Below are 11,829 nucleotides of genomic sequence, written 5' to 3'. Positions count from 1 at the left end.
GCTTAAAGCGTTTTAAGGCTAGCATGGAAATGACTAATATTCGCCATTTTCGCCGCTTTTACACCCTATTACCCCGCCATTTTCACACCTACGCTACAAGCATACACATTCAGCCTGAGAGATCCGTTGCGGAAATAACGCCCAATTAAGGGGTGAACAACGCCTACACCCAAACCTAAAGTATTGTGCCATAAACACTGAATTTGAAGTAGAAGCAAAAATGCCAAGCGTTGTGAATCCCTCTTAAATTGATTGTTATGTTTTACCACAAGTTACTGACTTAATTGAGAAAGAACTGCTGTTTCAGACCAATTTTCTGAACCAAACCACAAGGTTTAAACCAACTTGACCGCCAAAGGCGACCAACCTGAAACAAGTAATTCCTCTCCCTGCCCAATGAGGCAACCCGACCGAGTAACAACAAGCGCCCTTTCTTTCCAACCAAAGCGCAAGACAATGGCAAATTGCCGAGGCAACTGCCAAGCCGAAATGCTACTTGGCAAAGAACCTGAAAGCTACTTTAAGCCAGTTAAACAAGAAGCCTACCGCCACGACCTGACAATGAAGCAACCCACGAACATTGGCATGTTTTACGGGCTGAGAGATTCAAGAACTTAGACCGACAATGCGGATTTGCTGAGTCTACTAGGGACGAATTGCCAAAGGGACAAAGAACTAAAGCCTAAGAGATTTAAGCCTTTGAAATACAAGTAAACATAACGCCGCGTTAAGTAGTGAGCAACGCAACCACGAAACCTAACCATACCACCTTAAACACAAAACCAACGTTAGTACCAAAATCGCCAAGCGTTGCGAATCTGTCTTAAACGCTTTGTTATGTGCCAGAGCTAGAGGCTAACATCTGCTCCAACTTCGCACTCTCTTCATCAGAAAAAGTAACATAGCCAACTGGCACGTTACTGTCCAAGCTGCTAATTATATGCTGAGCACTTTCAGAGCCAAATCCACCACAGAGTTCAATTACTTGGATTCCGCTATCAATCATTCTTTTGGCGACAAGAATAGCTTGCTCATCACTACCAACGCCGACTACTTGAGTCGAAAATCCAAGCGTGTCTAGAATTGTAGAGTCACTACGAGAATCGTAGCCACCTGCTTTCACAATAAAGCCATACCTCTGAATCATTTTTGTCCCTTAAGTTTAAAATCTCTGATGGCACATAACGCCCTGTTAAGGTGTGAGCAACGCAATGCCGATGCCTCCGCATACCACCTTAAACACCAACCGCAACGCATAGTAAAAATGCCACGCGTTGCGAATCACTCTTAAACAGTTTGTTATGTGATTTTCATATGTGGGTGAAAGGTGGACTTGAGGCTAGCTAAAGTATCCATATGCCACTGAAGTAACACTGACTCTTTTTCTGCTACATCACTCCTTTCATCACCAACCGGAAGACCTTGACTCCCATCACTTGGATATAATCTCTCATGGTAAGATGCCATCGATATTGACTGCTTGTATATACTAGCAATCAGTTCTGAGATCTCAGAACCAAATAAAAAGTCAGCCTCGGAGGCTTCCGCGTTGAACTTTAAAGTATCTTGATAAGTAGTTGTTCCCATTTGCGCAACCTTTGAGAGGTGCAGTTGAACAGCCTTGTAAACAGCTAACCTTCTCTCATAAGTTTCATAATTTAATCTTTGCCGGTTAATCACATACTGTTGATAAGCAACATAGATACCAACTACCGTCAAAACAGGTACGAGCAAAGCAGATAGCGTGGCAACCCAATCACTCTCAACTTTAGATACTGTTTCAACAACTAACTTAATAGCTTTATCTGAGCTCAAACTCTCTCCTTATCACATAACGCCCTGTTAAGGTGTGAGCAACGCAATACAGAAGCCGCCGCATACCACCGTAAACACTAAACGCAACGCATAGTAAAAATGCCACGCGTTGCGAATCACTCTTAAACAGTTTGTTATGCAATTTTCATTTGAGACCGTAGTATTTCATTGCAGCTTCTGTAAGCACTTTTGTAGCTACTGATATACCCACACCCCAAGTACCTTCAGCTGCCTTTGCAAGATTGGTGGTTATCCAGCTCTTTGCTTTATCACCAAAAGGCTCTTCCGAGCTGGCTGGTAACTCAGCTTCCATAATTTGTGCGAGTTCCGAGGCATCAGATACGGGGATTCCATTGCGCACAAGACTTTCAATTAAAGATGAATTGTCTTTTTCATTTACCTCAATTGTAATACTAGAGCCAACGCCACCAGTTACCGCTGTAGCAACATTACCATAAATTATTTGCTGTGAAATTTGCTGAACCTGCTCTCTCTCTTCATCACTGTTCACTGACTTCCCAAACGTAATTTCCATAGCTTCGGGTACTGATTTCTCGAGCTCCAAAGTTAGTTCCAGAATTCGACTTCTTACTGTTTGCTGAATTTCATAGAACGCTGTTGGTGAAATCGTGGCGGAAATATCGTTACAAGCGTAACCTTCGTAGACCTTTCCTTGTAGAAGCAAGATCAAGTTGGATGCGTCGATACCGAACGAGCCACCATCACTTGACCTCCTAACCATATCGTTGACAGCTGCAATACTTTCTCTCACTTCATATTTAGTCCAATGGTCCCCAGCATGCTGCTCAATTATGTAAGGCGGTATTTGAGCATTAGTAATGCTTGCACCAAATGACCCTAAAAAAGTACCGCGATATGTCACTCCGGCAACTCTATAAGATGGAACTTCCGAGCCTACAGGGTAACCTTCTGACTCATATTTGACCCATTCTTCTAAGATGTCACTGCCCAGTCGAGCTGCAAGCAAACGAAGCTTTAATAAGATCGAACCTAAATCTGAGCCTTCTTGAATCACAGATTCTTGAATTTGTTGCAATAAAGACATACTAACCTCCGACTTAAAATTGCATAACGCCCTGTTAAGGGGTGAGCAACGCAATACCAAAGCCGCCGCATACCACCTTAAACACTAAAACCAACGCATAGTAAAAATGCCACGCGTTGCGAATCCCTCTTGAACAGTTTGTTAGTCGCGAGGCACCGAGCGACAATTTTAAGCAGAACTAAACTTTGCAAACAACAAACTTTATGTGTTTTGATGCACTTAAGTCAGGCGTAGTCTAAAAGCGGCTACTCAATGAAACCACTTAGAAAAAACAGCGCCGCAGAAAACGGACTGACAACACCAAAAAACGCCTTTGGAAAACCAATCTAACAGTACGGACTTTCAACAAAGTCACTGAAACCACGTGGAGCTTACCAAACCAGAGAAAACGTCATTTCAGCGAGTAAATCGGCTTTTGTACCAACAAACTCACCGAGCGGAGTTGCAACCAAAAACAAACTCTCGATTGCCCTGCTCTGTCAGTACCAAAGAACAAAACAATCGCTAGGACACTTGCAAGATTTTGGACTCAAAACAGCTAAAACTAAGTTCTAATGATCGACGATGAAGCTGTGTTCCAAACAAACTGCTGCTAAATTTTAAGCTCAGAAACATGATTTTGATTGCTAGCTTTTTCTGGCGACTAACGCCCTGTTAAGGTGTGAGCAACGCAATACTGAAGCTCCCGCATAACACCTTAAACACTAAAACCAACGCATAGTAAAAATGCCACGCGTTGCGAATCACTCTTAAACAGTTTGTTAGCTTAGTTCCCAAAATTCTTCGTGATATTCTGTTTCAAGCTTATCCCAGCACTCAGAACAAAACAGCTTGATATTTTCCCACCCTTTTAGGTTTCCAAAGTCATATTCTTGGATATCATGCTCGAATTCATACTTCCCGCACTGTTCACACTCAACAAGCTCTTCAGCATGTCCGCATACATAGCATTTGTCCTGCCCATCAAATACTACGAAAGCATCGTGTTTACATAGTGGACAAGTCCATATGTCGCTTGCAGGTATTTTTTGCACCTCTATTTGTGCATTTGCTCGAATTGCTAACTCTTCAACATAGTCACGTAACTTAAATAACTCACTTTTCAAATTATCACTCAGCAAGTCAATAACATGAACATCGAGTTGCTTCTTAGCAAATTCAATGTAAAAGCCGACTAGTCGGATAAATTGGGACTTTACTTGCTCTACTGAGTATTCAAAATCGAAATGAACTATTTTGTTCCTCAACTCAGCAGCAGTTTCTATTGTCTTGTGATCGCTATCGACTAAGATAACACCTGTTATTTTCTTCAAACGTTCAATGGATTGCTTGAGGTTTACAGTATTCCTGCACTTATCTATATCCGTATAAACGAGAACTTCATGTTCTAAACTCAACCGTTCTTTTAAAATTGTTTCGATCGCTTGAATTTGAATAAGAATGGCGAACTTCCATTTTTCATCATTGGATTCTGCTTTTATAGCTTGCTCTAATGACTCTCGGAAAAAACTAACCGAGTTTTCAAATAATGACATTTTAAACAAAGTCATAATTTTCCTCTTACTAAGCTAACGCCCTGTTAAGGTGTGAGCAACGCAATACCGAAGCCGCCGCATACCGCCTTAACCACTAAAACCAACGCATAGTAAAAATGCCACGCGTTGCGAATCACTCTTAAACAGTTTGTTATGTGAATTTTACGCGCCCTGCTTATTGGCGGTTTCTAAAATAGCGAAAACGCTTCGTGTTTGTTGCTTTCTTGGTACATCAAAACAAATAGTAGCAATGAGTTCAGCTTCTTCAGTAAAGTCATGCTCCAATTTGAAGCCATTATCAAACATAGCTTCAGCAAGTGATTCTAACGTGTATTCACTACCATAGTGAGCTGGTTTTGTTGTAGATATTTGCATCAATCCACAAGCTGTGTAAATACTCTTTATCTTATCGTCAAACTTAAAAATATTGCGAATATTTCTAAGTTTGACAAGGTCATCAATATACGTGTTAACCACTATGTTCGATAGCCTTAAGAACTTTTCAACAGAAATAGTTTTTAAAGCACACTCCACAAAAAGTTTTGCTATTAGGTCTGGCTTATGCGTATCATCAGCCCGATTTAGTAAAGTGATTAGGACTTCCCCTGCTTCTCTCATTCCACCTTTTTGATTCGAGATTTCTTCGATTACAAAGATTCTTTCGTTTAATGACAGTTCATTTATATTGGCTAAAAATCGATGAATTTTATTCGCAAAGATTGTCTCGGTTACATGCGTTAAAGCACCGTAGCTTTTAACCAGTAAACCAAATATAGGAATATCTTGAACTACTTGGTCTTCTAACAACGCTTTCATACCCAAATCGAGAGTATCAGCTTTTAATCCCACAATTTTATCTGACTTGATTGTATCAAGCATTGACTGTTCAACTGTTAAACTCTTGTTCATAACTTACCCAATTCACATAACGCCCTGTTAAGGTGTGAGCAACGCAATACCGATGTCACCGCATACCACCTTAATCACTTAAACCAACGCATAATGAAAATGCCACGCGTTGCGAATCACTCTTAAACAGATTGTTATGTGTAAATTTTAAGTCACTAGTATTGAGTAACCAAAACTAATCACAAATGAAAGAGCAGCAATCAGGATACTTAGCCTTGCCAAATTAGTCGTTTGGTTGAAGTTAATACTCTCTTCTTTTGTGCATATGGTACTGTTAAAACGCTGTAGACTATCAAGAAAAACGGTTCTCGCTCGTGCCGCTGCGTCTTGATTAACTTGTTTTATCCCCAAATGAGCAATGTCAGTATGGTAATAGGTCTCTAAGTCACCGATAAAGGACGGTTCTAACTCCTCAAGCACCACGATAAAGTTTTCATACTCTATGAGAGCCTTTTCGATACTGAGCTTAATCTTCCTATTTCTGAAACTGCTTTTAGATTGAATTAGTCGAAAATTAGCCTCGTTGACTGACCTAGCACAAGTTAAATATTCGTCAATCAACACATCTACTGTTTTGAGTTTTTTCCTTTTCATAGCTAAGTGATTGCTCTCAAGTTCTGATTACTTGAAAGTACAACTGTATATGCACGAAGGCAACTAAAGCTGAGATAAATGACTGTTACCTATACAGAAACTCTTGGGAAATTTGCACATAACGCCTTGTTAAGGTGTGAGGCACGCAATACCGAAGCCTCCGCATACCACCTTAACCACTAAAACCAACGCATAGTAAAAATGCCACGCGTGCCGAATCACTCTTGAACAATTTGTTATGTGTTTAATGAGCACCTTGCTTGTGATAGCTCAGAATAAACTGTTTTTGCTGACGATCTAGCAACTCTAGTGCTTCAGCCACCGCTAGCCCAAAATCAACGTACCCATTGGGCATCGCTGTCACTATGCGCTTGTCGACTTGAACCAAAGACTCTTCATAGATAGCTCCCTCCCAATATGGTCGAGTGAGCTGTACCGAAGATTCTGGGGCGTATTTTTCCGTATAATTATGGGTAATTTTGACACCCTTTAGAATGCCAGATCTTGCTAAGACTAATACTCCCGCACATATGCCACCAATAACTAGTGATGATTCATGGGCTTTCTGGATGAAGCTAGCAATTTGGTCGCTTCCCATTATTGAATCGGGATTTCCTCCAGGAAGCAGAAGAGCTTGATAGTCCGTAATACATACGTCCTCAAAGTTAACAGTGGGACAAATTTTTAGACCTGAGGAATCGGTATGATTGTGGTTCTCTGGGGTGGTGATATCAACTTTCCCATAAGCTCCTAAACACTCTATCGCGTACATTACTTCATAGGAAATAGCCCCCGGATAGAGTAAAACCAGTGTTCTCTTTGTCATTATTTCCTCTCTCCGTTCGGAACACATAACGCCCTGTTAAGGTGTGAGCAACGCAATACCGAAGCCGCCGTAAACCACCTTAATCACTGAAACCAACGCATAGTAAAAATGCCACGCGTTGCGAATCACTCTTAAACAGTTTGTTATGTGATTACTGACAGTTATTGCTACACTCTTGTACAACTGAACACGTGATGCTCATTAAACTCAATTTCATCACCCAGCTTCAAGCTCTTGAACGCGACGCTAATACTTGGGTCAAAACCACTAATTTTACCTTGGTATGTTTTCGCGGCTATCTCTTTAACAGATGTTACTGTAATTCTTTCAGAATCATATCGAAGAGTTACAGAGTCGCCTGTATTGATACCGGTATACTCGATCGGTTTCCCTGGTGTATGGTCACTTACGACAGAATATGTAATCGCTGTTTCAAATCCTAATTCTTCTGCATTTTTCATAATATTTTCTCCAATCACATAACGCCAAATTAAGTAGTGAGTAACGCTACCACCCACCTAAACCATTGTGCCGTAATCACTTAAGCCGATTCAAACTAAAAGTGCCAAGCGTTACGAATCTGCTTAAATTTTTTGTTAGCACATAGGGTTACGCATTAACTAGCCCCAACCGTGAGGCATACCTTCATTGCTATCATGCTCCGCATTACAGACCTTACACCTGAAATAGCTAACCTGCGATTCTGATTTACTTGAGCCCAGTAGAACACCAAAAACGATATTGAGAATACGAGACTTGGTACTATTCTTCACTCGCTGCTGTGCTTCGACTTCAGATGCACTTAGTCGTCTATGAGCCGTCTTTTGATTGCAGTTTCCACAATGTAGAAGCGTTTCATCTTTAGACATTTACCTCTTCCTTTATCACGAACTATGAACCTGTGTGCTAACGCCCAATTAAGGGGTGAACAACGCCTCCACCCAACCTAAAACATTGTGCCATAAACACTAAAATTGAAGTAGAAGCAAAAATGCCAAGCGTTGTGAATCCCTCTTAAATTGCTTGTTAGTTGCCATTCTCTAAGTTCTCTACAGTCTCGTTTTGAGAAGACTTCGAATACATTATTTGTCGCCTTTCTTTACGACGTTCACTGCGTATAACCTTATGTTGCTCACTAGCTAGCTTGGCTTGTATCGACTGATAACCGCTTTGTTTTTCTAACTCTTTGGCTTGCCGCTCAACCTCCTTTTGAGTTAGCAACAAAGCCTCTGTATTTAAACCTAACTCTTTACGTTGAAGCATATAGCCTACGATTAGCCATAAGAAGGCGACAGGCGCAGTTACTCCTGCTAAGAAATCGCCCCACTCGTTTAGAGACATTGCTATAGCATCTTCCCACTTCAACGAAACTAGGAATACTATCAATAAGAACCAAAAACTGGTCAATGCTACCCCAATCTTTTCCATTTTCACCTCTGGCAACTAACGCCGCATTAAGGTGTGAGCAACGCTACCACGAAACCCAACCATACCACCGTAAACACTAAACCCAACGATGGAATGAAAAATGCCAAGCGTTGGGAATCACTCTTAAATGCTTTGTTATATGGCTGTTTCTGGGAACGTATTAAGCATTTTAAATAACGGTCCTTGTGGAGGCTTTAACATACCACTGAAGGTTTGCATATTAACATGAGCTTCATAACCGAAATTTTCATATACATCATCGGAAATCAATGAAAGAGATGTAGCCGGTCTTTCATCTTTCCATCCAAAACGGTGGAAACGATTTTGAATATCATGGAACAATGGTACTACATTAAAGTGCAACTCACTGATTCTTCTTAACTCATCGGTAGAGAGCTGTAATTCATTTTTCTGTATTAATGGCAACTTATACACGTACTCTTCAAAGTCAATTAGAATATTTGCAGAGTCATTGCCCTTACCACGACTCGGGCTTAGGAAGCGTGTTAAAGCGTAGATTTGCATATCAACAAACTGCATCATCAGTTCATCGTCATCATCAAATCTTTCGTTTGTAATGAAATTCAAGTTTTGTCCAACACAAAACCCATTAGCAATATGAGGGTAATGAGCAGGATATTCTTGAAAAGCTTCCAATACTGCTTTTTCTTGCAACCCTGTAACATTATCAAAGTAAAAACGACTAGGAAAAATGGTGTAATCCCACTGCCTATTTTGATCTAAATGTCTATCAACGCAGGCGAAGTTAACAAACTTATAAGCAACGTTTATAAAGGCAGTTTTAATGACATCCTCTTCAGTCGCTGCTGGATTATTTACTTTAAATTGAGAGAGCTTGATAAATGAACCATGCAGTTTATATGGCAACCTAGCAGTTTCTATAGCTTTAGCCCACATAGCCCATTTATTTTCTGCTGCTAGTTTGTGCAGTTTACCATTTTCCTCTTTCGATAAATTGCTATCACCAATAAAGGCAGGGTTACTTGCCCCTTTCAGTTCCCATGAGTTTGAATCTTGTTCTGGGTATAGTTTCGCTTTAAAATCTCTAACAAATTGAATGATCGTTGCTTTATCCTTGTCATCAACCTCAACTCCACCGATGAAAAAGTAGTCCAAAGCACTCTTAACATTTGGGTTTCTATCCCCACGTTCATCCAAGTAGATTGACTTTTTCAAGTCAACATTTACGGCTAATTTCATAATTATAATACCTAAATTCTATTGCAAGACTCTGATGCCATATAACGCCCAATTAAGGGGTGAACAACGCCTCCACCCAAACCTAAAGCATTGTGCCATAAACACTAAATTTGAAGTTGAAGCAAAAATGCCGAGCGTTGTGAATCCCTCTTAAATTGCTTGTTATGTGCGTGCTAAACGATAGCGCCTTACTGTGCCTTCATTATCATCTGTATAGTTACCCAGATATTCACCACCGCAGTTTTCTATAACCTTTTGAGATGCTGGATTATCAATTGAACAGGTAACAATAACCGAGTCAGTTACAACATGGTCACGCACCCAAGCCAGGAGAAATGAAGCCACACCTTTGCCGCGAACTGATGGTTTAGTCTCGTAACCAACATGCCCTATTACATTCTCTACGTTCGCATTTGTCCCAGTGCGAACTCGAATAGCACCTAGGATTTCAGAGTTTGAAATGCAGTAGTACGTTGTACTTGGCAAATACCCATTTGGTAATTCGGAGGTTGCCTTAGACCGCTCAACCAAACCTGACAAATAGGCTTCAGGGTTTAGCTCAACATTTTCGTATTTGGGGATACCCGAATCGAAGCATTCTTTCGCATAACTAGCTAACATTGGAGCTAAATCAGGGCCAGCTTCTACTACTTCCATGTCTATTTTCCTCTAAAGCACATAACGCCGCATTAAGTGGTGAACAACGCGACCACCAACCTTAAACCTTGCCACATTTAGCACTGAAGCTGACCTAGGCTGAAACCGCCAAGCGTTGAGAATCCGTCTTAAATGCTTTGTTATGTTTTAGCACAATTCGTTGATTTACTTGGTAAAGAACTGAGATGCAGACCTAGTTTTCTGAACCAAATCACAAGCTCGAACTTACTTGACCGGCAGACGCACCAAAACCAAAAACGAGTAATCCCACTTCCCTGATAATGAGGCAACTCGATACTCTTTCAACAAGCGCCCTTTCTTAGCAAAAGCAGCGCAGAACAATGGTAATTTGCCGAGACAACTGCCAAGGTTATTAACTTATTGGGAATTACGCACAAAGCGACTTTGAGCCAGAGGAACAAGACGACCAAACCACCCTAAAACTCGAATGAAGCAACCCACGAACTTTGGCATGTTTTACGGGCTGAGAGATTTAAGAACTGAGCGATAATGGTGATTTGCTGAGTCTATTCCCAACGAATAGCCAAAGGGGCAAAGAACGACTCAAAGGCATTTAAACCATTGAAATCACATTAAAACATAACGCCCTGTTAAGGTGTGAGCAACGCAATACCGATGCTCCCGCATACCACCTTAACCACAAAACCTAACGCATAGTAAAAATGCCACGCGTTGCGAATCACTCTTAAACAGTTTGTTATAACTTGGCTCTCGCATATGTTTGTTTTATCAACTGATCATCTGGGTAGAGCAAAGTTAACAGATGGAAAATTGCACACTCTACATCCGTAACATAATCATTGGCTTTCTGACTATCTATGCTAGGGCTATCGTGTCGGTGAACTAATTTGTTCCTAATCTGAACACCTTGGTCTATCTTGTTTTTATAAGGAGATGGCTCACCCAAATACTCATCCATAATTTTGCCATACAATTTGCTCAAAGGGGGGGACGGCATATCAAGTAGTAACGGCTCAAGTTCAGGCCGAGCTTTAGATAGCACTTCTTTTATAGCAAGTTCAGCGGCTATTGTGGCATCAATCCATTTGTGATGAGGCGAAAATTCGGACTTCGCTCTATGCAAGTGCCTCATAGCTAATAAGGGCTCTACCTTGTTATCTACTGAAGATTGTATTAACACTCTAATATCTTCGCGGAGTGGGCAAATAGAAATAGAGGAAACCGACACGCAAAACTCACTTGGAAGCTCATGCAACTCTTGCTCCCCAATTCCCCACAACTCTGACTTTATTGAGAATAGCTGTTCTTCTATGTCATAGTGATTCAAGTGGTATTTAAGCATTGATAATACTTGCCGAGTAAAATGCTTAGCTTCATGAAATATCTCTGATACGGCAACTTTGCAATCCTTAGACAGCTTATCACCATCAAAACGATTATATTTAGCAAGTTCAGCAATAAAACTATCTTCTAATTCAGCACCTCGAATCTTAACTACTACACAACCTTTGCTATAAGACACTGTCAAATCAATGTCTAAACAACCAATCTTTTTGTAGAAACTAGCATCGAAATCTGATTCTGAAATAGGTCTTTTCTTTATTATTGTATATATACACTCTACATATATCGATTTCATATATCACTCCGAGTTATAACGCCCTGTTAAGGTGTGAGCAACGCAATACCGATGCCCCTGCATACCACCAAAAACACAAAACGCAACGCATAGCAAAAATGCCACGCGTTGCGAATCACTCTTAAACAGTTTGTTATATTCGTTACTCAGTGGTGAG

The 11,829-nt window shown here is 40.7% G+C and carries 13 protein-coding genes and 1 pseudogene; 1 reads left to right on the top strand and 13 read right to left on the bottom strand.

Features of this window, described 5'->3' with window-relative positions; genetic code table 11:
• Positions 1-835: 835 nt before the first annotated feature.
• The 3 genes from ACTS60_RS00645 to ACTS60_RS00635 all read right to left on the bottom strand — a co-directional run bounded on the left by ACTS60_RS00645 (position 836) and on the right by ACTS60_RS00635 (position 2,881).
• Positions 836-1,147 carry a DUF6506 family protein gene (locus tag ACTS60_RS00645; RefSeq protein ID WP_440886771.1) on the bottom strand — a complete coding sequence of 104 codons (312 nt, stop codon included), beginning with the start codon at positions 1,145-1,147 and terminating at the stop codon, positions 836-838.
• Positions 1,148-1,299: 152 nt separating this feature from the next.
• Positions 1,300-1,815 carry a hypothetical protein gene (locus ACTS60_RS00640; protein ID WP_104979460.1) on the bottom strand — a complete coding sequence of 172 codons (516 nt, stop codon included), beginning with the start codon at positions 1,813-1,815 and terminating at the stop codon, positions 1,300-1,302.
• A gap of 145 nt (positions 1,816-1,960) precedes the next feature.
• The gene (locus ACTS60_RS00635; protein ID WP_025623958.1) at positions 1,961-2,881 is read right to left on the bottom strand and encodes an AbiTii domain-containing protein; all 921 of its coding nucleotides are present in this window, start codon (positions 2,879-2,881) and stop codon (positions 1,961-1,963) included.
• A gap of 252 nt (positions 2,882-3,133) precedes the next feature.
• Here ACTS60_RS00635 and ACTS60_RS00630 point away from each other — a divergent pair.
• Positions 3,134-3,436: pseudogene (locus tag ACTS60_RS00630) on the top strand (hypothetical protein).
• A 206-nt stretch (positions 3,437-3,642) separates the two neighbouring features.
• Here the strand turns inward: ACTS60_RS00630 and ACTS60_RS00625 are convergent.
• The 10 genes from ACTS60_RS00625 to ACTS60_RS00580 form a co-directional block, all read right to left on the bottom strand.
• Positions 3,643-4,431 carry a hypothetical protein gene (locus ACTS60_RS00625; protein WP_440886770.1) on the bottom strand — a complete coding sequence of 263 codons (789 nt, stop codon included), beginning with the start codon at positions 4,429-4,431 and terminating at the stop codon, positions 3,643-3,645.
• Positions 4,432-4,578: 147 nt separating this feature from the next.
• Positions 4,579-5,325, bottom strand: a complete 747-nt coding sequence (locus tag ACTS60_RS00620; RefSeq protein WP_193270829.1) for a hypothetical protein — start codon at positions 5,323-5,325, stop codon at positions 4,579-4,581.
• A gap of 147 nt (positions 5,326-5,472) precedes the next feature.
• Positions 5,473-5,919, bottom strand: coding sequence for a hypothetical protein (locus ACTS60_RS00615; protein ID WP_039984403.1), 447 nt, complete (start codon positions 5,917-5,919; stop codon positions 5,473-5,475).
• Between the two features lie 244 nt (positions 5,920-6,163).
• On the bottom strand, positions 6,164-6,745 hold the full coding sequence (locus ACTS60_RS00610) for a DJ-1/PfpI family protein (protein WP_440886769.1): 582 nt from the start codon (positions 6,743-6,745) through the stop codon (positions 6,164-6,166).
• Positions 6,746-6,912: 167 nt separating this feature from the next.
• A complete protein-coding gene (locus tag ACTS60_RS00605; RefSeq protein WP_193288682.1) occupies positions 6,913-7,206 on the bottom strand; it encodes a hypothetical protein in 294 nt (97 codons plus the stop codon).
• Positions 7,207-7,365: 159 nt separating this feature from the next.
• Positions 7,366-7,614 carry a hypothetical protein gene (locus ACTS60_RS00600; RefSeq protein ID WP_039977686.1) on the bottom strand — a complete coding sequence of 83 codons (249 nt, stop codon included), beginning with the start codon at positions 7,612-7,614 and terminating at the stop codon, positions 7,366-7,368.
• A gap of 157 nt (positions 7,615-7,771) precedes the next feature.
• Positions 7,772-8,173 (bottom strand): hypothetical protein, encoded by a 402-nt coding sequence (locus tag ACTS60_RS00595; RefSeq protein ID WP_140351622.1) that lies wholly within the window; start codon positions 8,171-8,173, stop codon positions 7,772-7,774.
• Positions 8,174-8,308: 135 nt separating this feature from the next.
• Entirely contained in the window at positions 8,309-9,394 is a 1,086-nt protein-coding gene (locus ACTS60_RS00590; RefSeq protein ID WP_440886768.1) for a hypothetical protein, read from the bottom strand.
• A 162-nt stretch (positions 9,395-9,556) separates the two neighbouring features.
• Positions 9,557-10,051 (bottom strand): GNAT family N-acetyltransferase, encoded by a 495-nt coding sequence (locus tag ACTS60_RS00585; RefSeq protein WP_440886767.1) that lies wholly within the window; start codon positions 10,049-10,051, stop codon positions 9,557-9,559.
• A gap of 718 nt (positions 10,052-10,769) precedes the next feature.
• The gene (locus ACTS60_RS00580; protein ID WP_258637361.1) at positions 10,770-11,672 is read right to left on the bottom strand and encodes a hypothetical protein; all 903 of its coding nucleotides are present in this window, start codon (positions 11,670-11,672) and stop codon (positions 10,770-10,772) included.
• Between the last annotated feature and the right edge of the window lie 157 nt (positions 11,673-11,829).

Source organism: Vibrio sp. WZ-1, from assembly GCF_052037695.1.
In the GTDB taxonomy this organism is placed as follows: Bacteria; Pseudomonadota; Gammaproteobacteria; order Enterobacterales; family Vibrionaceae; genus Vibrio.
The sequence above is the reverse complement of the archived record's forward strand: the minus strand, read 5'-3'. Positions and strand labels throughout refer to the sequence as shown.